The organism is Streptomyces sp. Inha503, assembly GCF_047215865.1.
Classification (GTDB): Bacteria; Actinomycetota; Actinomycetes; order Streptomycetales; family Streptomycetaceae; genus Streptomyces; species Streptomyces lycopersici.
Map to the genome: position 1 here is coordinate 396,152 of NZ_CP178360.1, position 23,363 is coordinate 419,514.

17 protein-coding genes are annotated in these 23,363 nt (G+C 67.7%); 1 reads left to right on the top strand and 16 read right to left on the bottom strand.

What is annotated here, in order from left to right; genetic code table 11:
• Positions 1–164 precede the first annotated feature (164 nt).
• The 4 genes from ACJX2R_RS01810 to ACJX2R_RS01825 all read right to left on the bottom strand — a co-directional run bounded on the left by ACJX2R_RS01810 (position 165) and on the right by ACJX2R_RS01825 (position 5,419).
• Complete coding sequence (locus ACJX2R_RS01810) at positions 165–1,535, bottom strand: APC family permease (protein WP_413098416.1); 1,371 nt, start codon at positions 1,533–1,535, stop codon at positions 165–167.
• 239 nt (positions 1,536–1,774) lie between these two features.
• Positions 1,775–2,752: a D-2-hydroxyacid dehydrogenase gene (locus ACJX2R_RS01815; protein WP_413098417.1), complete on the bottom strand. Its 978-nt coding sequence runs from the start codon at positions 2,750–2,752 to the stop codon at positions 1,775–1,777.
• A 62-nt stretch (positions 2,753–2,814) separates the two neighbouring features.
• The gene (locus ACJX2R_RS01820) at positions 2,815–4,575 is read right to left on the bottom strand and encodes an IlvD/Edd family dehydratase (protein ID WP_413098418.1); all 1,761 of its coding nucleotides are present in this window, start codon (positions 4,573–4,575) and stop codon (positions 2,815–2,817) included.
• A 76-nt stretch (positions 4,576–4,651) separates the two neighbouring features.
• On the bottom strand, positions 4,652–5,419 hold the full coding sequence (locus ACJX2R_RS01825; protein ID WP_413098419.1) for an SDR family NAD(P)-dependent oxidoreductase: 768 nt from the start codon (positions 5,417–5,419) through the stop codon (positions 4,652–4,654).
• Between the two features lie 198 nt (positions 5,420–5,617).
• On the opposite strand from ACJX2R_RS01825, the gene ACJX2R_RS01830 reads away from it, so the two are divergent.
• Positions 5,618–6,763, top strand: a complete 1,146-nt coding sequence (locus tag ACJX2R_RS01830; protein WP_413098420.1) for a Gfo/Idh/MocA family protein — start codon at positions 5,618–5,620, stop codon at positions 6,761–6,763.
• A 96-nt stretch (positions 6,764–6,859) separates the two neighbouring features.
• Here ACJX2R_RS01830 and iolG read toward each other — a convergent pair whose 3' ends face one another.
• The 12 genes from iolG to ACJX2R_RS01890 all read right to left on the bottom strand — a co-directional run bounded on the left by iolG (position 6,860) and on the right by ACJX2R_RS01890 (position 23,173).
• Positions 6,860–7,897, bottom strand: a complete 1,038-nt coding sequence (gene iolG / locus ACJX2R_RS01835; RefSeq protein ID WP_413098421.1) for an inositol 2-dehydrogenase — start codon at positions 7,895–7,897, stop codon at positions 6,860–6,862.
• A gap of 83 nt (positions 7,898–7,980) precedes the next feature.
• The gene (locus ACJX2R_RS01840) at positions 7,981–8,715 is read right to left on the bottom strand and encodes an SDR family NAD(P)-dependent oxidoreductase (RefSeq protein ID WP_413098422.1); all 735 of its coding nucleotides are present in this window, start codon (positions 8,713–8,715) and stop codon (positions 7,981–7,983) included.
• A 38-nt stretch (positions 8,716–8,753) separates the two neighbouring features.
• Positions 8,754–9,512 carry an SDR family NAD(P)-dependent oxidoreductase gene (locus ACJX2R_RS01845; protein ID WP_413098423.1) on the bottom strand — a complete coding sequence of 253 codons (759 nt, stop codon included), beginning with the start codon at positions 9,510–9,512 and terminating at the stop codon, positions 8,754–8,756.
• Between the two features lie 52 nt (positions 9,513–9,564).
• Positions 9,565–11,055, bottom strand: a complete 1,491-nt coding sequence (locus ACJX2R_RS01850) for an APC family permease (protein WP_413098424.1) — start codon at positions 11,053–11,055, stop codon at positions 9,565–9,567.
• Between the two features lie 194 nt (positions 11,056–11,249).
• Positions 11,250–12,605, bottom strand: a complete 1,356-nt coding sequence (locus ACJX2R_RS01855) for an NAD-dependent succinate-semialdehyde dehydrogenase (protein ID WP_413098425.1) — start codon at positions 12,603–12,605, stop codon at positions 11,250–11,252.
• Positions 12,606–12,718: 113 nt separating this feature from the next.
• Positions 12,719–14,674, bottom strand: a complete 1,956-nt coding sequence (gene iolD / locus ACJX2R_RS01860) for a 3D-(3,5/4)-trihydroxycyclohexane-1,2-dione acylhydrolase (decyclizing) (RefSeq protein ID WP_413098426.1) — start codon at positions 14,672–14,674, stop codon at positions 12,719–12,721.
• Between the two features lie 224 nt (positions 14,675–14,898).
• A complete protein-coding gene (locus ACJX2R_RS01865) occupies positions 14,899–16,041 on the bottom strand; it encodes a Gfo/Idh/MocA family protein (RefSeq protein WP_413098427.1) in 1,143 nt (380 codons plus the stop codon).
• Between the two features lie 59 nt (positions 16,042–16,100).
• A complete protein-coding gene (locus ACJX2R_RS01870) occupies positions 16,101–17,861 on the bottom strand; it encodes a hydantoinase B/oxoprolinase family protein (protein ID WP_413098428.1) in 1,761 nt (586 codons plus the stop codon).
• 1 nt (position 17,862) lies between these two features.
• Complete coding sequence (locus tag ACJX2R_RS01875; protein WP_413098429.1) at positions 17,863–19,959, bottom strand: hydantoinase/oxoprolinase family protein; 2,097 nt, start codon at positions 19,957–19,959, stop codon at positions 17,863–17,865.
• A 70-nt stretch (positions 19,960–20,029) separates the two neighbouring features.
• The gene (locus ACJX2R_RS01880; RefSeq protein ID WP_413098430.1) at positions 20,030–20,869 is read right to left on the bottom strand and encodes a fumarylacetoacetate hydrolase family protein; all 840 of its coding nucleotides are present in this window, start codon (positions 20,867–20,869) and stop codon (positions 20,030–20,032) included.
• A 60-nt stretch (positions 20,870–20,929) separates the two neighbouring features.
• Complete coding sequence (locus ACJX2R_RS01885; protein WP_413098431.1) at positions 20,930–22,207, bottom strand: aspartate aminotransferase family protein; 1,278 nt, start codon at positions 22,205–22,207, stop codon at positions 20,930–20,932.
• 18 nt (positions 22,208–22,225) lie between these two features.
• Positions 22,226–23,173: a C-terminal binding protein gene (locus ACJX2R_RS01890; protein WP_413098432.1), complete on the bottom strand. Its 948-nt coding sequence runs from the start codon at positions 23,171–23,173 to the stop codon at positions 22,226–22,228.
• Positions 23,174–23,363 lie beyond the last annotated feature (190 nt).

Here is a 23,363-nt window from a genome sequence, read left to right on the forward strand (position 1 = left end):
CGACATGATCGCGCCGATCCAGTGGCGCCGGATGGGGCGCAGCCCGGGGACGGCATCGCTTCGGAACGCGAAAATACTCCCGGCCGGCCACACAACAAGTCTGGCCCCACCGCCCACGCGGCGGGGCCAGAACCCAAGATCTTCATGAGCCTTATAGGCACCAATCAGACCCTCTCGCGCCCGAGCCTCGCGTAGATCTCGGGACGCTTCTTGCGCAGGTAGAGGGCGTAGAGCGCACCACCGATGAACAGCGCGAACGTGAACGCCATGAAGATCACCGTCACCAGGGTCGACCCTCCGATGAGTTCGGAGTAGTTCGTGATGGCCAGATAGGTCACGGCGCCGAGGAACACCGCGCTGATCGCCGGAGCGACCACCGTATCCCACAGCGATTCGGGACTTTCCCGCCGACGGCGGAGGAAGTAGACCAGCACCGCGAGGCTTACGACGAACATGAGCAGCAGCACGTTGAAGGTGCCGCTACCGCTGGCGATCGGGTAGAGGGTGTCCGGACCGACTCCGAGCACGGTGAAGACGACCGTGGCCACGGCCCAGAGGATGCCGGCGGTCAACGCCGAGACGTAGGGCGAGTGATGGCGCTCGTGCACACGGCCGAGCACCTTCGGCAGCGCCCCGTCCTTCGCGAGCGAGAAACTGTAGCGGGCGGCGATGTTCTGGGTCGAGAGCATCGTCGCGAGGACCGACGTAATGAGGAGCAGCGAGACGACGTCGGAGAAGACCGTTCCGATCAGCTGCCCCGCGGAGTCGTTGAACAGGCCGACGGTGTTCGTCCGCGCGACCTCCTGCACCCGGTCCGCGCCGATGAACGCGATGATCGCCCAGGCTGCGACGACGTAGAACACGCCGATGCCGGCCACGGCGAGGTACGTCGCACGCGGAATGGTACGTCCCGGGTCCTTGACCTCGTCGCGGAAGATCACGGTCGCCTCGAAGCCGAGGAAGTTGCCGATCGCGAAGAGGAGTGCCAGCCCGATCCCGGCATCCGCAAACCACGGCATCGAGAACCCGATCCCGTGAGCGACGCGCTCGCCACTGGTCGAGAACGACACCACGTCGAAGACGACGACGATCACGACTTCGAGAATCATCGCGGTCGTGAGCACCTTCGCCGAGAGGTCGATACGACAGTAGGCGAGGAAGGTGGTGACGGCGATGATCGCGAGCGCGTACCAGTACCACGGGATTTCGGGTCCATGGAGGGTCTTCGTGACGAACCCCTGTAGCGTCACCGCGAAGAATGGCGGCGAGAAGAAACCGATAAAGAGGTAGCCGGTGAGAGCCAGGAAAGCGCCGCCGAGACCGGCCGGCTTGCCGAGACCGGCGGTGACGAAGGAGTAGAATCCACCGGGGTTCTCGATCGAGCGGCTCATCTTCACGAAGCCCACCGAGAAGATGAGCAGCATCACCGTCATGATGATGTAGATGCCCGGCGTGGTCTTACCGCTGTACATCATGAGCACGGGCATGGTGCCCGCCACGGTTGCCAGGGGTGAGGCGAATGCGAGCACGCTCATCGCGAGCTCTCCGACTCCCATATTGCCCCGGAGTCGAATCCCCTCGGTCTCCGGGACCTGTGTCGCTGTCTCGGTAATGCCGGCCATATGAACCCCATCGTTGGCGGATCCGGAATGGCACGACGCTAGTGGCGAGCCTTCACGCCCTTCTGTGCCAAGGTGAGACACTTCACCGGACACGCTAAGGCATGCTAAAGCCGGTCCGCCCATCGGGCGGACCGGCTTTACGCGTCGCGCACTCAGGGTGCGGTCGACGCCGGCGCGGTGATTCCGAGCTTGCGAAGGTCGACGACGTCGCGCAGCGGCTCGCCGGCCTTCCAGCGGCGCAGGTTCTCGACGAAACTGTCGACGACACGATCGCGCCAGCCCACCAGGTCCCCCGACGCGTGCGGCGACACGAGGATGTTGTCCCGGCTCCAGAACGGACTGTTGGCCGGCAGAGGCTCCTGCTCGAACACATCGAGGGCCGCGGCATCGAGGTGATCGTCATCGACGGCGGCGAGCAGGTCGTCCGCGACCACCACGGCACCCCGTCCGACGTTGACCAACCGGGCGCCCCGTCGCATCTTCTTCAGCCGGGAGGCGTCGAACAGGCCGCGGGTGTCCTCAGTCAGCGGCAGGGTCAACACGACGTCGTCTGCTCCGGGGAGCAGCTCGTCGAGATCCGCGATGGACGCGATGGCACCGAGCGCTGGATCCTGTCGGGCGGAACGACCCACGACGGTGACATCCATTCCCGCGGCGCGAAGGAGCAGCACGGTCTCCCGTCCCACCGGGCCGGGTCCCACGACGAGCACCTTCCGGCCCAGGATGGGTTCGGTCTCCCTGTGTTGCCAGCGGTGCTGGCGCTGGAGCTCGATCGTGCGACGCAAGTCCTTGGTGAACATCAACAGCACGCCGAGTACCCATTCCGCGATCGGACGCTCGCAGACCCCGCGCGAGTTACTGGCAACGACATCGCTGTTCACGACCGATTCGGTCAGGAGCGGATCCATGCCAATGCTGGAGGTGTGGATCCAGCGCAGCCGCCCCGGCCCGACCTCGCGCAGCAACGTGCTGCGGAAGTCGTTGAGGAACAGGATCTCGGCGTTCTCCTGGGCGCCCCGCAGCTCGTCGGCCGTGCGCACGACGAGGACATCCGCCTCGGGTTCCACCGCCGCGAGCGGCGGCACTTGTCCTCCCTGAGGCACGATGACGATCACCTTCGGGCGATACATATATTCTCTCCACTTCGAGCGGCGTCTTATTTCGCGGCGCCGCGTCCATTGCATCGGTGCGGCTACCAGCCGCCCTGCCATCCGCTGGTGAGGCCGTACGGGAGCCGCTGCGGCTCTTCATCCGGCAGTTTCCGCAGGAAGTCGAAGTCGCATCCTTCATCGGCTTGTGTGACGTGGTCGATGAAGAGCCGGCCGTAGCCTCGGCGGTATTTCGGGGCAGGCAGCTCGACGTCCGCGAGACGCCGTTTGATCTCCTCGTCCGGGATGTCGAGATCAAGACGCTGGTTCTCCACGTCGAGCACGATGGGGTCACCATCTCGCACGGCGGCAAGCGGTCCGCCGATCGCGGCCTCGGGCGAGACGTGGAGGACGGTGGTGCCGAAGGCGGTGCCGCTCATTCGCGCGTCCGAAATGCGCACGATGTCGCGGATGCCGCGGCGGAGGAGTCGCTCGGGGATCGGCAGCATCCCCCACTCCGGCATGCCGGGCGCACCCACGGGCCCGCTATTGCGCAGCACCAGCACCGAGTCCTCGGTAACGGGAAGGGCGGGGTCGTCGATCCGACGCCCGAGGTCGTAGATGTCCTCGAAGACAACCGCCGGGCCTCGGTGCTTCAGCAGCTCGGGCGACGCGGCGCTCCTCTTGATGACCGCGCCATTGGGGGCGAGCGACCCGCGCACGACCGCGATGCCGCCCGAGGTATCGAAGGGCTGTTCGAGCTTGCTGATGACTTGGCCGTCCGGCTCGGCCGCATTGCGGTAGCCGTCGGCCAGCGTCTCACCGGTGACGGTGATCGCGTCGCCGTGCAGCAGGGGGTCGAGCTCCTTCAGCACGGCGGAGATGCCGCCGGCGTTGAAAAGTTGCTTGATGAGATGCTCTCCCGAGGGGCGCACATTCGCGATCCGCGGGGTGCGCTTCGAGATCTCATGGAAGCGGTCGAGCTGTAGCTCGTAGCCGACCCGCCGCGCCAGCGCCAGCAGGTGCACGACCGCGTTGGTCGAGCCACCCACGGCCATGAGGAGAGTGATCGCATTGTCGAATGCTTGTTCGGTGAGCACCTCACTCGGCCTGGGCCCCAGCGAGACCGCCATCTCGACAGCTCGTCGACCGGTGGCCTCGGCAGCCGAGGCCCTGCGGGAGTCCACGGCGGGGATCGAGGCGGTGTCGGGCAGGCACATGCCGAGCGCCTCCACGAGGGAGGTCATGGTCGATGCCGTGCCCATCTCGCTGCAATGCCCGGCGGTGGGCTTCGCACTGGCCTCAAGGTCGTTGAAGTCCTCCTGCGTGATGGTTCCCGCACGGAGCTCGTCGGCGTACTTCCAGGTATCGGTACCGACACCGAGCTGACGACCGCGGAAGTAGGCGGGTTCCTGAGGCCCGCCGGTAAGCATGATCGTCGGGACGTCGGCGCTCGCCGCGCCCATGAGCTGAGCCGGAACCGTCTTGTCACAACCACCGAGGAGCACGATCGCGTCGAGTGGGTAGGCCCGGACCGACTCCTCGACGTCCATGGCCATGAGGTTGCGGAATTGCATGGCCGATGGCTTCATCAGGCTCTCGCCGAGCGAGATGGTCGGGAACTCGAGCGGCAGACCGCCCGCCATCAGCACGCCGCGCTTGACGGCGTCGGCCAGCAATTTGAAGTGGATGTTGCAGTTCACCAGCTCCGACCACGAGTTCGCGATGCCGACTACCGGTCGGTCCTTGATGGCGAATTTCGAGAAGCCTTCCGCCTGGATCGCGGTTCGGTGGATGAATCCCGTGAGATCGTGCGGGCCGAACCACCGCGCACTGCGGAGTTCACTGGTGTTCGGGTCGGACATGTGTGGGTGCTCCTTGAGCGGGGCGTGGTGCGGAATGGTCCGCGCGGAGGCGGGATGTCTCGGATGAGGGTGTGGGTCAGGCGGCGGTGGTGCCGCCGTCGAGGGCCATGCTGGTGCCGGTCGCGAAGGTCCCGTCGATCGCCAGGAACCAGATCGCCCGCGCGATCTCGTCGGGATGTGCGAGTCGTTTGAGCGGCACGGTGGCCTCCTTCTCGCGCAGCGATGTCTCGGGGGCGCTCACGTCGAGCCCGCCCCGCAGCATCGGGGTGTCGACCGGACCGGGGCTCACGACGTTGACGCGCACGGTCGGCGCGAGCTCGATCGCCAGAGCGCGGCTGAGCCCGACGACACCCGCCTTCGCGGCGCTATAGTGCGCGAGCCCCGCGACCCCCATGCTGGCCAGGTCGGACGCGACGTTCACGATCGCGCCCCGACCGGCGGCCCGCATGTGCAGCCCCGCCTCGCGGGAGACGTAGAACGTGCCTGACAGGTTCGTGTCGATCACCTCGCGCCACGACCTGTCGTCCAGCTCCTCAAGAGACGCAGCCCTCGCGATGCCCGCGGCGTTGACCACCACGTCGAGTCCTCCGAGCTCCTCGACCGCCGCGCGCACCGCATCGGCTGCCGACGCGGGGTGCGAGACATCAGTGCGGAAGGTGTGGGCGCGGTCGCCGATCTCGTCCGCCACGCGACTCAGCTCCTCGGGACGCCGGCCAAGCAGCGCGACGGCTGCGGCCCCGCGCGCGGCGAAGAGCTTCGCCGTGGCCTCGCCGACGCCGGAGGTGGCACCCGTGATCAGCACGCGCATGTGCTCGGGGTCGATATGGTGCACCCGTTCGCTCATAATCGCCGGAACTCCCTCGTGACTCAGCAGGACCGATGCGAGTCAGTACAGCAGCGCGGCGAGGGCCACCGATGTTCCAGATTGGCACACCGCTCCCCGGGTCGGCATTTCTAGGCTGGCTTACACGACGCGCCGGAATCCCGCCCGGGAGCGCCCGTCGGAGCATTCACGAGACCCGCGTCAGACGAAGGAGTCACCTTGCCAGAGCAGAACCGCATCGGAGTCGGACTGATCTCCGTCGGAGTGATGGGGCGGCTCCACGCGCGCTCCTACCTTCAGAGTCAGCAGTTCTTCCCGGAGTTGCCGAAGCGCGCGGAACTCGTGATCGCCGCCGACCCGGATCCGAACGGACGCGCCCACGCAACCGAAGCGCTCGGATTCCGCGAGACGACGAACGACTATCGCAAACTTCTCGCGCATCCGGACGTGGACGTCGTGTCCATCTGCTCGCCGAATTTCCTGCACCACGAGATCGCGCTCGCGACCATCGACGCCGGCAAGCACTTCTGGATCGAAAAGCCGATGGGCCGCAGCGCCCGTGAGTCTCGGGAGATCGCGCAGGGCGCGGACGCGGCGGGACTCTTCACGGCGGTCGGCTTCAACTATCGTCACGCTCCGGCGGTCGCCGAGGCACGCCGCCTGATCCGCTCCGGCGAGCTCGGGCGCATCACCAACGTGCAGATCCGCATGATCACCAGCTATGCCTCCGACCCGAACCAGGGCTTCACCTGGCGGTACGAACACGCGCAGGCCGGCTCCGGGGTGCTCGGCGACGTACTGAGTCACGGCTTCGACCTGGCGCAGTTCCTCATAGCCCCCATCATCTCGGTGAACGCGGTCACCGAGCGCTTCATCCCGCAGCGTCCGCTCCCCGAGGGCGGATCCCGCAGGGTCGAGAACGAGGACTACGCGGCCCTGCTCGCTCGCTTCGACGGGGGTGCGATCGGCATCTTCGAGACCACACGCGTCGCGATCGGACCGCACGCGGAGTACATCATCGAGGTCTACGGCACCAAGGGTTCGCTGCGTTGGAACTTCGACCGCATGAACCAGCTCGAGCTGGCTGACAACGGCAGCGGCTACCGCACGATCATGACTCCCACGTCCTACGGCGAGTTCGGCCGCTTCCAGCCGAACGCCGGGCCCGGCATCGGTTTCAACGACCTCAAGACGATCGAGGCGGCACTGTTCCTGCGCTCGGTCGCGGAAGGCGTGCAGCTCGCGCCCTCGGCGGCCGACGGCTGGTCGGCCTCCGAGCTGGTCGATGTGTCGCTTCGCAGCGCCGAGTCCGGCCAGTGGGTCGATGTCCCCGCTGTCACCGGCGCGACCACGACGCAGGCATAGACCGCGGAACACACGGAAAGGGCCGGAGTTCCACCGAGCTCCGGCCCCGCTGTCTTCGCGACCCCGACCAGACCACCTCTGGTCGGGGTCGCGTCTTCACCCTGTGAGGCGGATCACCGCACCTTCCTCCGCCGAGCGCTGTGCGGCGTCGGCGATGATCAACGCCGCGCGTCCGTCTTCGAATGTCGGGCTCGTCGACTCTTCGCCGCGCACGAGCTTGATGAACTCGGCCAACTCGCGTACGTAGGCCTCAGCGTAGCGCTCGAGGAAGAAGTCGAGATAGGGCCGCTTCGCCTCCACCGCGGCAGATGTGGAGACGCTCACCAGGCTGGACGGTGCGTTGGCCACGAGCAGCAGCCCCTCGGCGCCGAGCGCCTCGAGTCGCTGGTCGTAGCCGATCGCGCTGTGCCTCGAATTGGTGATCGTGGCGATGGCACCGGAGGCCGCACGCAGCACGATCGCGACGGTGTCGTAGTCACCGTGTTCACGAGCGCCCTCGTCGAACAACCGCGCGCCAGTCGCACTCACCTCCACGATCTCGCCGAGGAAGAAGCGAGCCATGTCGAAGTCGTGGATGGTCATGTCGCGGAAGATCCCGCCGGAGGTCGCGATGTAGTCGGCCGGTGGCGGCCCGGGGTCGCGGCTGGTGATCGACAAGTGCTCGAGCTCGCCGATCTCGCCGGTGGCGACGCGCGTGCGCGTCTCGGCGAAGGCGGGGTCGAAGCGCTGGTTGAATCCGAGCGCGACCGGCACGGAGCTCGCCGCGACCTTCGGGCGCAGTGCGTCGACCCGCGCGATGTCCAGGTCGATCGGCTTCTCGCAGAGCACCGGAAGACCTGCGTCGATACAGGCCTCGATGAGGGTGACGTGCGTCGGCGTCGGCGCTGCCACCAGCACGGCATCCACCTCTGCGGAGTCGAGCAGCCGCTCGGGAGAGTCGGTCGCGGTTCCCCCGTAGCGGGCGGCGACCGACTCCGCACCCGCTGGATACGGGTCGGCGACCCAGGAGAGCGTCGCATCGGGATCCGCGGCGATGCTCGCCGCGTGCACCTGGCCGATCCGGCCGGTGCCGATCAGGCCGAAACGAACCTGATCTCGCATCATCTCGAGCCTCCGATTACAGAACAGAGTCATCCTTTGGCAAGTGATCTACGGGTGACGCTATTGCGCAGCTCAGCCGGTGGAATGTGCCAGGTCAGAACACCGCCGAGCCGAAATCACGCCGCGGTGTACGTGCCGTCGATGACCAGTTCCGCGCCACTCATGTAGCCGGCCTCGTCCGAGGCGAGGAACACGACCGCGGCGGAGATCTCGGACGGCCGCGCCCAGCGGCCGAAGCGTGACGACTCAGGAGGCAGGGCCGTCGGATCCGCGCGGAGAAGAGGGGTATCCGTCTCGCCGGGAAAGACCGCGTTGACCCGGATCCGATGCCCGACCAGTTCGAGAGCGGCCGCCTTGGTCATGCCGCGCACCGCCCACTTCGACGCGACATACGCGAAGTTGTCGGTGAAGCCGACCAGACCCGACGTCGAGCAGATGTTCACGATCGATCCTCCACCGGCCGCCTTCATCGACCCCACGACCGTTTGCATTCCGAGGAACGGGCCGACCTGGTTCACGTCGATCACACGGCGGTACTCGCGCTCCTCCACCGTCTCGACCCGGTTGGCTCGCGCGATCCCGGCGTTGTTGACCAGCACCGTCGGGTGCCCGAACGCCGCCACGCACTCCGCCACGACACGCTGCCAGTCGGTGATCGAGGTGACATCTCCCACCAGCCAGCGGAAGCGATCCGGCCCGAGCTCGTCAGCCAGCGCAGGTCCGGAACCGGGGGTGATGTCGAACCCGATGACCCGTGCCCCCGCGTGCACGAGGGCGCGCGCATGCTCCTCGCCCATGCCGCTGCCCGCGCCGCTCACGATGGCGACCTTCCCATCGAGCCGGTCATCCATGGTGCTCCTCTGCCGCGACGATTCGGTGTCGTGTCGGTTCACTGGGCGGTGAAGGCTCCGTCGACGACCACCTCGGTGCCGCTCATGTACGACGACTCGTCCGAGGCGAGGAACACAGCCGCGGCCGAGATCTCCCCGGGACGCGCCCATCGCCCGAACGGCAGGTCCTCGGCCGGTGGCATCGAGGCGGAGGGAGTCTTGGCGTTCTCGCGGATCATGGGCGTATCGGTGTCGCCGGGGCAGACGGCATTGACTCGGATGCCGTACTCGACGAGCTCGAGCGCGGCGGCCTTGGTCATACCGCGCACCGCCCACTTCGACGCGACGTAGGAGAAGATGTCGGCGAAGCCGACGAGCGCCGCACTGGACGCGATGTTCACGATCGAGCCGCCGCCGGATTCCCGCATGGCCGGGATCACCGCCTGCATGCCGAGGAACGTCCCGACCTGGTTGATGTCGATCACCCGTCGATAGTCCGCCTCGGTCACGCTTTCGAGACGCTGTAGCGGCGATACGCCTGCGTTGTTGACGAGCACGTTGATCGCGCCGAACCGCTCGACACCGGCCTGGACGACATGGCTCCAGTCCGAGGCGGTGCGCACGTCTCCGCGCAGGAAGACGACACGATCCGCGCCGTACTCCTCGACCAGCGTCTTGCCCGTCTCCTCGTTCAGGTCGAAGGCGACCACACGCGCCCCCTGGTCCAGGAACGCACGGGTATGGGAGAGGCCCATCCCCCGCGATGCTCCGCTGATGACGGCGACCTTCCCGGCCAGGCGGGTCCCCTGTGAAGTCATGAGCTCTTCCTCTTATTCGGCGATCGAGTGGGCTGATGGCGGATCGAGGCGCTCACTGCCGCCCGATCCTGGTGAAGATGTCGGGCTTGGCACGGGCCAGGTGGCTCGCATAGGCGATTCCGGCGATGAGCACGACCGGCAGGAGCAGGGTCATCAGGAGCGAGGCCGTCTCCCCCGCCCCGATCAGGGTGTCGACGTGCACGACGCTCAGCACGAGGATGATCAGGAGGCCGATCAGCCCCAGGATCGGCGCGACGACCGTCTTCCAGACGCGTGCCGGGGTGTCGACGCGGTTCTTGGCGAAGTAGGCGATGATCGCGATCGACACCAGGCACATGAGGAAGATCACGATCATCGCCCCGAGGCCGTTCGTCCGGATGTAGATCGTGAACGCGTTCGTGCCGTCGTTCTCGAAACCGGTCACCGCGGCCAGCGCGAAAACCGTCACCAGGGTGAGCGCCGTGACGACCATCGAGGCGATGTGCGGCGAGTGGTGGCGCGGGTGCGCGGCGCCGAACCGGCTGGGGAAGACCCCGTCCTTGCCGAGCGAGAAGCCGTAGCGCGAGATCGTGTTGTGCTGCGCGAGCAGACACGCGAAGGTCGAGGTGATCACCAGCACCTTGATGACGTCGGGGAGAACGGTGCCGAGGTAGCGTGCCGCCGTTTCGCCGAAGAGGCTTGCGGGGTCGGCCTTCGCCGCGCCCGCGACGCCGTCCGGACCGAGCGCCGTGAGGAACGCCCACGCGGCGATGACGTAGAAGACCCCGATGAGGATCACCGAGAGATAAGTCGCGCGAGGCACCGTCTTCTCGGGGTCCTTGGCCTCCTCGCGGTAGATCGCCGCCGATTCGAAGCCGATGAAGCAGAGCATGCCGAAGAGCAGAGCGAGGCCGAAGCCGCCATCGGTGACGGCGCCCACTGTGAGCGGCCGCACGGGGATGCCGCCCGGTCCGCCGTCGATGAAGGCGACCGTGTCGAAGGCGATCACGAGCAGTACCTCGAGTCCGAGCGCGACGCCGAGCACCTTCGCGGAGAACTCGATGTGGCGGTAGGAGAAGATGCCAGTGAGGGCGGCGCCGACGAGAGCCCACACATACCAGGGGATGTCCGGACCGTGGAAGGTGCCGGTCACGAGCTGCCACACATACACGCCGAAAGCGATCCAGGTCGGCAGGGCAAGCAGCAGATAGCCGAACAGCGCGACGAACGCCCCACCGAGTCCGACCCTCCGGCCGAGCCCCGCCGTGATGTACGCGTAGAAGGCACCGGGCCGGTTGACGTAGCGGGTCATCGTGGCGTACCCAAACGCGAACAGCAGCACGATGAGCATGATCATCGTGTATGCGGGCACGATCGCGTACCCGGCGAAGCCGATCACCGAGGGCATCAGCCCGACTACCACGAGAAGCGGCGCGGCGAAGGCCACGACCGAGAACACGATCGAGCCGACGCCGAGTCGGCCCTTCAGACCTTGTGCCGACGCCCCGTCATCGACTTCGACGATTGGCGGAGCGGCTTCGGAATTTTTCTGTGCAGCCACCATCGACTCCATTCGTGGTTGAATTCGGCGGGAATCCGAGGTTCATGATGGCGAGCACGGAAACAGTTCACATGTCCCGTTCTGGGACACTTCTGGGTACTTCTCGCCTTGTTTCTACAGTCACAGGCGCGCGGGAGACGGGGAGGCCCGAAGCCTCGATTCCGGGGCTCCCCGTCGAGAAGAGAGAGCGCGTCCGCCTACTTCGCGAAGCGGTAGAGCTTTTTGTTGGCGAACTCGAGCATGCCGACCTTGCCCATCTCGCGGCCGTAGCCCGACTTCTTGACGCCGCCGAAGGGCACGTCCGGACCGCCGAGGCCGCTGGCGTTGACGAACACCATGCCGACGTCGAGCCGGTCACCGACGCGCTCGGCGCGCTCCAGGTCGTCGCAGATGACGACCGAGCCAAGGCCGTAGGGCGTGGAGTTGGCGAGCTCGATCGCCTCCTCGTCGCTGGAGACGCGGTAGAGCTGCGCCACCGGGCCGAACAGCTCCTCGCCGTAGACGTCCATGCTCGGGGTGATGTCGCTGATGACGCTCGGCGTGTAGACGTTGCCCCGCGGCTGGTTGTCACCGACGAGGATCGTTGCGCCCTGCTCGATGGCTCCCCGTACCTGGGCCGTCAGCGTCCTGGTCGCGGAGTCGGACGAGAGCGGCCCGTAATCGCCGTTCTCGTACGACTGGGCTCCGATCGCGGCGGTGAACTTCGCTGCGAACTCGTCGTAGTAGCGGTCGATGACGACGATGCGCTTGGAGCCGATGCAGCTCTGTCCCGTGTTGTCCATGCGGCCGTTCACCGCATGCTCGACCGCACTGTCGATGTCGGCCGTGTCGAGCACCAGGAACACGTCGGAGCCGCCGAGCTCGAGCACGCACTTCTTCAGCGCACGGCCGGCCTGCTCAGCGATGATCGCACCGGCGCGCTCGGAGCCGGTGAGCGAGACGCCCTGCACACGGTCGTCGGCGATCATGTCGGCGATCTGCTGGTGGGTCGAGAACACGTTCACGTACGCGCCATCGGGGAAGCCGGCGTCGAGGAACAACCGCTCCAGCGCGAGTGCCGACTCCGGGCACTGGGCGGCGTGACGCAGAATGACCGTGTTGCCGAGGATCAGATTCGGTACCGCGAATCGCACGACCTGGTAGTACGGGTAGTTCCACGGCATGACCCCGAGGATCACGCCGGTGCCCTGGTAGCGGAAGAAGGTCCGCAGTCCGTCGGCGACCTCGAGCTGCTCGTCGGCGAGCCACTGCTCGGCGTTGTCGGCGAAGGCGGCGCTGATCTTGGCCGCGAACTGGATCTCGCCGATTCCCTGCGGGATCGGCTTGCCCATCTCGCGGTTGATGATCTTCGCGAGTTCGTCTTGGCGCTCGATGAAGAGCTCGGAGAGACGTCGAGCGTGAACCGCACGCTCGCGCACCGTGGTTCGGTGGGACCACCCCTGGTATGTCCCGTGGGTAGCGGCGAGGGCGGCCTCGATCTCCTCCGCGGTCGCCGTGGGGTATTCGGCGACGGTCTCGCCGGTGGACGGGTCGGTGACGGCGAACGTGCCCATCTGTCCTCCTCCTTGATTTCTTGGGGCGTTCCGGATGCTGTGCCGGAAGAGACGGCTGCCCCGCGACGGGATGCCGCGGGGCAGCCGTGGTGAACCGCGCTGTGCGGTTCCGGTCAGACCTCGCTGCCGGGAGCGATCGTCGGGCCGTAGTAACGCTGGCGCTCCCGGCCTTCGCGGTGCTGCCTGCCGCCTTCCAGGGTCTCGGGTCGCTCCGAGGTCATCGCGGCGCCGACGTCCCAGAAGGCACCGCTGCCCGTGAGGTAACGCCAAGGCTCCACGTGGGCCACCACGACGGCCGGGCGGTCCTGGACTCCGCGGGCATCCTCAAGTGCCGCCCTGAACTCCTCGATCGTCGTGGTCGACCACGAGACCGCACCCATGCTGGCCGCGTTCGCGGCGATGTCGACGGGCACGACGGCCCCGTCGAGGCGTCCGGTCTCCGCGCTCCGCTCACGCAGCTGAGTGCCGAACTCATGGCCCGGACCGCCCTTGGCGACCTGCAACGGCCAGATGCACTGATGTCCGCTGTTGTCGATGACCACGACGGTGATCTTCTTGTGTTCCTGAACCGCGGTGATGAGCTCGGTCGGCTGCATGTAGTACGTGCCGTCGCCGATCAAGACGAAGACATCGCCCGACGCCTCCGGGCGGGCGAACCGATAGCCGAGACCGGCCGGCAGCTCGTGCCCCATGCAGGAGTTCGCGTACTCGGAGAGGACCTTCGTGCCGTTCGAGGTATCCCAGGCCTTGTGGACACCGCCGACCACACCACCGGAGCCGAGCACGAGTGCGTCGTCGGCGCCCGTGTGCTTGTTGAGCACGTCGATCACCTGCGCCTGGCTCATCTTCTCGCCGGGGATGTCTTCCAGGTCGTGACCGAGCGTGTCGGCCGTGGCCCGGCGCGCGCTCGCGATCTCGTCGCGGTATCCCCCGGCGCTCTGGTACGCGGCCGCGGTCAGCCCCTCGTGCAGTGCGGTGAGCGACAGCTTCGCGTCTCCGACGACGGGATACGAGCCCATCTTGTGCGCGTCGAAGGAGCTGACGTTGAAGTGCACCAGCTGGACATCGGGGTTCTCGAACAGCGAATGCGACGCGGTGATGAAGTCCTGCAAGCGGGAACCGACGCTGATCACGCAGTCCGCGCGCCCGGCGATCCGGTTGGCACCGATCGTGCCGTCGACCCCGAGCCCGCCGAGGTTGAGGTCTGAGATCGGGCCCATCCCCTTGCCGGCGTAGGTCTCCGTGACGGGGATCCCGAAGTCAGCGCTGAGCCTCGCGAGCTCGTCGGCCGCATCCGAGTAGCGCACGCCGCCGCCGGCGATGAAGACCGGCCGCTGCGCACGGCGGATGATCTCGATCGCGTCGCGGATTTCCTCCCGCGCCGCCGGTCGGCGGCGGATGGGCCAGACGCGCGGGCTGAAGAACTCCTCGGGGAAGTCGTAAGCCTCACCCTGGATGTCCTGCGGCAGACAGACGACGACCGCACCGGTGTCGACCGGGTCGGTCAGAACCCGCATCGCCTCGGGCAGGGTCACCAGCAGCTGAGAGGGCGTAGTGATGCGGTCGAAGTACCGGCTCACCGGGCGAAAGGCATCGTTGGCCGACACATCACGCTCCACCGGGTGCTCGATCTGCTGGAGGACCGGGTCACCCTTGCGGTTGTTGATGATGTCGGCGGGGAGCAGCAGGACCGGGAGGCGATTCGTGGTCGCGGTGGCGGCGCCGCTGATCATGTTGGTAGAGCCCGGGCCGGCGGAAGCGGTGCAGGCGAGGGTCGCGGCACGATTGGTCGCCTTGGCATACCCGATCGCCGCGTGCACCATCGACTGCTCGTTCTTTCCGGCGAAGTGGGGGAAGTCGACGCCGTACTCGTCGATGCCCTGGGCCACCCCGACCGAGTTGCCGTGACCGAAGATTCCGTACATCCCCGGGATCAGGCGACGGCGCTCGCCATCACGTTCGCTGTACTGAACCTGGAGGTACTCGATGATCGCCTGCGCGACAGTGCGCCGACGCACTTTCTTGCTGGTTGCGCCGACTACAGTATCGACGGCCGCGGTGGTAGTCATACCTTCTCCTAGGTCTGTGAATCAAACGTCGGCGTGATCGTCCAAGACGTTCGAGAGGCAGCGTTTCACCGTGTGAAGGGGCGCGTCTGTGCCACATTGACACGACGCCACGGGGCCTCTCGGCCGCCTGCCCCCGCCGCCGCCAGGTGCGGCATGGCGACGAGGTCGGCGCTGGTCCGTAACTCCCGTTCGGGGGGGCACCCATGTGCCCGATCACATCCGGATCAGTCGAATCGGTAGGGCTCGTGCGGCCCGACCGACGGAAGAGGACGGGGGCGTTCGCAGGTGCTCTCGATCTCGATATGACGACCGAGTTCCGACGACTTCTCAAAAGCCAGAAGCACTTCGAGCACGTGGTAGGCGAAGGCGCCGCCGGTGCGGGGCTCGAGTCCGTTCCGGATCGCGTGCCCGAACTCGGCCAAGCCGATCCCACGGTATGCGTCGTCACGATGTGTGATGGCCGTCTCACGCCAGTCGCCGCCACCGGGAGGCGTCATGTCGAGGGCGAGGTCGCGGGGCTCGCCACGGCGAAGAATCGGCGCGCCGGAGAAGTGATCCGGGTTGGGCGCGGCAATCGATCCGCTCGTGCCGTAGATCTCGAGGTGCGGAAGATTGTGGTTCCACACGTCCCAGCTCACGATAACCGTGGCGGTCGCACCGGACTCGAAGTCGATCGAGCCCGTGACGTGGGTCGGGGTCTTGATGTCGATGACGCCCTCGTAGCCGCCGTCCGCGGTGGGACGGGGACGAGTCTCCGAAGACCTCGGAGCACTGGCCGAGACCCGCTTCGCCGGGCCGAGGAAGTTCACCAGGTTGGTGACGAGGTACGGACCGATGTCGAGCATGGGGCCGGCGCCGGGGCTGTAGAAGGGATCGATGTTCGGGTGCCAGTGCTCGTAGCCGCGGTTTGCGAACGAGCCGAAGACGGCGACGGGCCGGCCGATCCAGCCGTCGTCGATGAGCTTGCGGCTGGTCTGCATGCCCGACCCGAGGAACGTCGTGGGCGCGGACCCGACCTTCACGCCCGCGGCCTGGGCGGCGTCGAGGATCTGCCGCGCCTCCTCGAGCGAGGTCGCGAACGGCTTCTCCGACAGCACGTGCTTCCCGGCGGAGACCGCCTGAAGCGTGACCGGAGCATGCAAATTCGGCGGGGTCAGATTGAGCACCAGCTCCACCGCGGGGTCGGCGAGGAGCTCGTCGGGAGTGAGTGCCTTCGGCACCGAGTACTCCGCCGCGCGCTTGGCGACCGCTTCGGCGTTGACGTCGGCAAGTGCGACGATCTCGACGTCGGGATGGACCCCGATCTTGTCGAGGTACTGGTTGAGCACGTTTCCGACGCCGATGATGCCGACTCGAATGGGATCCATTTCTCTCACTTCTTCTCTGGGTTCCGATGCTCCCGCGCAGGGAATGTCGCCGAGTCCTTCTAGCGGGCCGACACCCGCTCGCGACGAAGCTTCGCCGTCGCGGTGTCGTCGACGACGTCGTCCGTGATCACGACGCCGTAGACATCGAACGCCGACTCCGGCGTGATGCGGCTCTCACGCAGGTCGTTGAGCACCGCGACCGCTTCACGCTCGAGGGGGTCGCCATAGCCGCCACCGCCGGGCGTGATCGACACGACCTTCTCGCCACGGAGCATGTCGTACCGGCCGACGACCGGGATCTCCTTACGGCTGCCGTCGACGCCTTCGACCCAGGCCTCCGGAACGGCGCCTCCGGCACCACCGCGGACGCCCTTCGGCGGGTTGAACTTGCCCTCGATCCCGTACGCGATCGTCACGTCATCGTCGCGGGCCTCCATCGTGACGCGCGTCGCGAGCCCACCACGCTGACGGCCCGCGCCGCCCGAGTCGGCGACGAGCACGCGCTCGTGGATGAGGATCGGGTAGCGCTGCTCGTCGACCTCGACGCTGTCGTGGTAGAGCAGGGCACCGCACACGGGGCGCTGGTAGGTCGGCCAGCCGTCGGCGTACGGTGTCGCCGGACCGCCGACGCCGCCCACCAGGATCTGGTTCACATAGGCGTTGCCGTTGCGCTCATCGATGCCCGAGACCACGGACTTCGCCGGGGCCTGACCGGTGGCTCCTTCGGCGGTGCCATAGCCGTCCCCGATCTGCGAGAACGCGGCCTGAACGATGTTGACGACCCGGTCCGCCAGGTTGGTCGTGCCCGACGAGCACGAGTAGGGATGCTTCGGCACGCCGACGGCGCAGCCCTCACGCAGCAGCACCTCGAAGCGCCGGAAGGTGCCGGCGTTGCTCGGCAGGGACTCCGGAAGGCCCGAAAGGATGCCCGCGAGCGCGGCTCCGGTCGCCGTCGCGCGCGTGAGGTTGAGTCCGTTCGGCAGGTTGTCGGGGTTGTCACGCAGGTCGATCGTGACCCGGCCGTCGGCCGGCTTCACCGAAATCGTGGCCTGAATCGGAACCCCGTCGGGACCGGTGCCGGGGAAGGGATCGTGTGACGTCGAGCCGGTGACAGACCACTCCGGCAGCGTCTCGACCGCGCTCGTCGCCAGGCGCTCGGAGTAGTCGAACCAGGCATCGACGAACTCGACGAGGGTGTCGGCGCCGAACTTCGCCGCGAGCTCCTGCACGCGGCGCTCGGCGATGCGCGAGGCTCCGACCGAGGCGAGGTAGTCGCCGTACCACTGGTCGGGCACGCGGATGCGCGCGCGGCACATGCGGATGATGTCGTCGAGGTCGGTGTAGTCGCGCTGGATCCGCACGCAGGGGAAGATCAGCGCGCCTTCCTCGTAGACATCGCGCGCGGTCGCGTAGAACGTCGTCGGGAGCGAGTTGCCGCAGTCGGCCTGGTGGGCCTTGGTGACGGCGGTGAACAGGTGCCGCCCCTCGACGAAGATCGGCACGAGGATGCAGTGGTCGGCCGCGTGGGAGTTGCCCATGTAGGGATCGTTGTGCAGGAACGCGTCACCCTGGCGGATGTCATCGTGCAGCGTGATCATGTCTTCACCGAGCGGACCGGCACCGAACACGTGCACCGGCACACCCTCGGCCGCGGCGAGCAGCTGGTTGTCGGCGGTCAGCACGGCGCAGGAGAAGTCGCGCGCCGTATTGATCACCGAGGAGCGTGCGGACCGGAGCAGCCCGCTGGTCATCTCACGGACGATCCCGTCGAAGGCGTTCGCCAGCACCGAGAGCTTGACCGGGTCGAATTCACGTGACACGTCACGCCTCCTTACGAGTCAGGTAGATGTTGGAGCGGTCGTCGAGCGTCGCGTCCCACTCCGGCGGCACGACGATGGTTGTCGTGGGCTGGTCGATGACGGTCGGGCCGACGATCTTGTCGCCGGGGCCGAGCGTCACGCCGCGGTAGCGGGGCGTGTCGAAGCTCTCGCCTCCGAAGGTGATCGGATCGGTGCGGTGCGACTCGGGCGATCCGCCCGCGGCGACCGTGTCCTTCAGCTGCTCCGGCCGGGGCACCTCGACACGCACGCCCCAGGTGATGATCTCGACGCGGCTCTGCGCGTCGTGGGTGCCGTTACGGCGGTCGTGCTCCGCGTGGAACGCGCGCCCGATGACATCGGCGGCGTCGCCGTGGGTGTTCGGCACCTCGCCGAGGTGCACGCGCAGATCCCATGCCTGGCCGGGGTAGCGCGCGTCGACGAAGTAGGTGACCTCGGCCTCGGCTCCGACGCCGGCGAAGCGGGCCGCGAACTCGGCCGCCTTCGCCTTGATCTCCTCGATGGCCCGCGTCGCCGACTCGGCGTCGAACGCGTGAGTGTCGTTGTGCAGTGGCGAGAGGAACTCGGTGGCGATGGGTGCACGATGGGCGCCGTAGGCCGCGAGTACCCCCGCGGTCGCCGGGATGAGAACCGTGTCGGCTTCCAGCAGCACGCCGATCGCCGCGGCGACCATCGCTCCGGCGCCGCCTCCGGCCACGATGAGCGCACCGCGCGGATCGACGCCCTGCTCGAGCGAGGCCTGTCGGATCGCCGTCGCCATGTGGCTGGCCGAGACATCGAGGATCGCCTGCGCCGCCTGCTGGATGGTCATCCCGAGCGGGCCGGCGATGCGTGACTCGATCGCACGCACAGCGGCGTCGCGGTCGAGGGTGAATCCACCCTCGAAACCGCTGGCGTCGAGGTAGCCGAGCACGACGCACGCGTCGGTGACGGTCGGCTCCTCACCGCCGCGGCCGTACGCCGCGGGGCCGGGAGTGCTGCGGGCGCTCTGCGGGCCGACGCGAAGCAGCCCTCCGCCGTCGATCCAGGCGATGCTGCCGCCGCCGGCTCCGATGCTCGAGACCGCGACCGACGACAGACCGGTCAGGTGGCCGACGAAGGGCTCGCCGAGCCACGCCTCGCGGGTGTGGCGCACGACGCCCTTCTCGACGAGCGACACGTCGAAGGTGGTGCCGCCCATGTCGCAGACGACGACGGTCTCCCGATCGGGTGCCGCCGCCGCACCGACGAGCGGGGCCATCGACGGACCCGAGTTGAGCAGCAGTACGGGTCGGTCGAGTACGTCGGCGACGTCGAGCACGGCGCCTTCCGAAGTGACGACCAGCAGGTCGCCCGTGAACCCGTACTTCACCAGGTCGGAGCGCAAGTTGCCGAGGTGGTCGGCCATGAGGGGCTTCAGCGAGGCATCGATGGAGGCGGCCGACGAACGCCGGTACTCCCGGATGGTCGGGTTCGCCTGGTGCGAGAGCGTGTAGGGGACGCCCGGGAGGATCTCCTCGATCAGCTCCGCGAGGCGGGCCTCGTGAGCGTCGTTCATGATCGACCACAAGAACGACACGGCGATCGCCTCGACGCCCTCGTCGAGGAGGGTCTCGAGGGCGCTGCGCACCTGCTCCTCGTCGAGGGGGACGAGCACGTCGCCCTCGGAGTTGATGCGCTCGCGGATCTCGTAAGTGAGTCGGCGCGGGATGTACGGGCCGGGGTAGGCGGCCTTCGAGTCGAAGGCGTCACGGCGGCCGCCCTCTCGCAGCAGCAGGGTGTCGGCGAAGCCCTCGGTGACCAGCAGCGCGGTCTTGGCGATCTTACCGGTGAGCACGGCGTTGGTGGCGTGCGTGGTGCCGTAGACGATCACGTCGGCGTTGCGCAGCACGTCGTCGCCGCTCCAGCCGACGGACTCGGCCGCGCGGCGGACCGCGGCCTCGAAGCCGGTGAACACGCGGTCGTAGGTGGTGAGTGCCTTGCCGGCGGCCATGTCACCACTGTCGGAGCCGACGACTACGTCCGTGAACGTGCCACCGGTGTCGACGGCGATGCGGTATCGCGCGTCGCGGCCGCCTGAATTCGTCTGGGCCTCGGTCATCTTTCTTCCATGTCTGTCGAGAGCTTGCGAGTGGTGGTCGCCCACGTGGGCTGGGCGCGTCGTCGCGACGTCAGTGCTCGGCGACCCGGTTGCTGAGAACGCCGACGCGCTCCACGTCGACCTCCACGGTGTCGCCCGGCTTCAGCCAGATCGGTGGAGTGCGCTTCGCTCCGATCCCCTGCGGCGTGCCGGTCGCGATCACATCGCCCGGCTCAAGCGTGAGGAAACTGGAGAGGTAGGAGATGATCCGGGCGATCGGGAAGATCTGGTGCCGGGTGTTTGAGTGCTGCAACTCCACACCGTTGACACGGGTGACGAGTTCGAGCGTCTGCGGGTCGCCGATCTCATCGAGGGTGACGAGCGCGGGGCCCCACGGGGTCGAACGGTCGACGGTCTTGCCGGCCGTCCACTGAGTCCCGCGGTACTGGAGGTCGCGGGCCGAGATGTCGTTCAGTGGGGCGAGGCCGGCGACGTAGTCGAGGGCCCCTTCCTCCGGCACCTGACGCGCCGTGCGGCCGATGACTACGGCCACCTCGCCCTCGAAATCGAGGTTCGCGCTGACATCGGCACCCTGGATCTCATCCTCGGGACCGACGAGAGTCGACGCGAACTTCACGAACACGTCGGGGTGTTCCGGCAGGGCGCGCCCGGTTTCGGCGACGTGGTCCTTGTAGTTGAGTCCGACGCAGAGCACCTTCGCCGGGTCAGGAACGGGAGTAGTCAGGTGCACGTCGGAGCGAGCGCCGACTCGCGTACCCGGATTCTGGTCGATCAGCGCCGCCACGCTGGTCGAGAAGGACTTGAGCTCGGGGCCGTACACGGTCAGGAAGTCCCGGACGGACGAGGCCGGCGTCGTGCGGGCCGCCCTCAGCAGGCGCTCGAGGTCGAACACTGTGTCGTCGAGGAGCACGCCACCTCGGACGCCGCTCTCGTGGAGGTAGGAGACGATTCGCATTGTGGCTGCCCTCTCTCAGTCCTGTGCGCCGGCAGCGACGGCGAGCACAGCGTCCGCAAGACGATCCGCGATGTCGTCGACGACCGCTTGGTCCATCGGGGTCGACAGCGAGAGCAAGTTGGCCGGTGAGCCGAGCAGGCCGCGGTTGTACGACTCCCACCACAGACGGTGCTGCGTGCTTTCGTCGACCTTCTCGGAGCCCGCGGGAACGGCCCGGAGCAGCGAGCCACGGCCCCGCACCTCCCAGCCGGCGTCCGCGACACGGGCCATGACCGACTCGCGCGCGGTGTCGCCGAGGCTGTTCAGCCGCCGCACCTCGGAGTCGCTGTAGAGGCGCAGCGCCGCGGCACCGGCCGCCATGCTGACCGGATTGCCGGAGAACGTGCCGCCGTGCGGCAGGCTCCCGGGCCGCGTCGGGTCCACCTCGGACATGAGCGAGCCGAGGCCGACGACCGCGCCGACCGCGAAGCCGCCGCCGATCGTCTTCCCCGTCGTCAGGAGGTCGGGCGAGACACCGTACCCGCCGCTCAGACCGTGCGGGCCGAGCCGCAGGCTGATGACCTCGTCGATGATCAGGACGATCCCGTAGCGGGTCGCGAGTTCCCGCGCCGTGGTGACGAACTCGTCGGAGATACGCAGCAGCCCCGCGCGGTTCGGCAGGAGGTCGAGGATGATCGCCGCGTAGGAGTCGGGCGCTGCCTCGATCGCCCGGCGGAGGAACTCGGCGTCATTGAGCGGAACGGGAGTGACGTCGTCGATCACCCCCTGGGGCACGCCGCGGGTATAGGTCGGGCCGCCGGGGACGAGGGCGATGTCCGACGTGCCGTGATAACCGCCCTTGGTCACGATCACGCGCTCACGACCCGTGCCGGCGCGGGCGATCCGGATGGCGGACATGACGGCCTCGGTGCCGGAATTGGTGAACCGCACCTGATCGAGACCGGTCAACCGCGAGAGCAGCAGATCGGCCAGCTCCCACTCGTAGAGGTTGGGGATGCCCCAGCTCGCCCCTGACGACAGGGCCTTGATCGCCGCCTCCGTGATGTCCGGGTGGGCGTTGCCGTGGATGAGCGAGGTGAAGTTGTTGTTCGCGTCGATCAGCTCACGGCCGCGGTCGTCCCAGACCCGGTAGCCCTCGCCGCGAACGGCGTACGGGCTCGGCGCGCCGGTGTAATACGTGGATCGGCCGTAGCCGCCCGGCAGAAGCGGATAGCCGCGCGGACCCCGGCGCAGGTGCGGATCCTCCGCGGGGGCGCTGCTCGAGACATGGTTTGTCTGGATGTTCGTTGCCACGTCAGTCTTCTCCACTTATCAGTTCACGAGGTCGGTCAGGGGCCGCCCGGTGAGCACGGCCCGCGCCCGCTCCACCGCGCCGTCCTGTAGCGCTCCCGTCGAGCGGTTGGAACGCCAGGCGATGTGCGGGGTGAGGATCGTGTTGGGCGCGGATCGCAGCGGGTGATCGGCGGCGACCGGCTCGTGCGAGAAGGTGTCGATGCCGGCGCCGGCGATATGCCCCGACTTCAGGGCCGCCGCGAGCGCCTCCTCGTCGATCAGCCCGCCGCGCGACACGTTCACGACCACGGCCCCCTTGCGCATCCGCGCCAGCACGTCTTCGTCGACCAGGTGTCGTGTGTCGTCGTTCAGCGGGAGGTGCAGCGAGACGATGTCGGAGTTCTCGAGCACGCTCCCCAGGCTGCCGAGCTCGACCGGTCCGTCGGCGATGAAGGGGTCGTAGCCGCGCACTCGCGCACCGACCGCCGAGTACATCCGTGCCACATGCTGACCGATGCGCCCCAGGCCGACGACGCCGACCTCGAGCTGCGAGAGCACGGGGGTGTCGTAGCCGATGACCCCGGCCCAGCCGAAGCCGCGGATGGCGGCGTCGCCGGTCGGAAGCCGGCGCGCGAGCGCGAGGCCCATCGCGAAGGCGTGCGAAGCCACCTCTTCCGAGGCGGTGCCCGGGACGATGGCGACCGGGATACCGGCCTTCGTGGCCGCGTCGACGTCGATGTTGTCGTAGCCCATGCCGTAGCGGATCACCGCGCGGCACTTCTTCATGATCGGGAACTCTTCGGCGGTGAGCCGCGCGTAGGGTGTGACCATCACGATCTCGGCGTCCGGCAGTCCCGCGCGGAACGCGTCCACGTCAGCCGCCGCGACGAGTTCGTAGTCGAGCTCATCGGCGAGCGCATGCTCGCGATTCAGATCCGGGAAGTGGTGAGGGGCCACCAGAATGGTCCCCGGCTCATCGCCGTTCATATCGTGTCGATCCTGTTCGCGTCGGGTTCTCGTCGTCGCCGGAGTGCGGCCGAGGCCGGTATTGATCGGGGCCGGTTCCGGTCAGCTGGCTCAACTAAAACCCGATGCGCGCGCGGCCATCCGTGCCAGATCGACACACTCGACGGGCCTCTTTCGGACACGACGAACGGCCCGGACCCAGCGGGTCCGG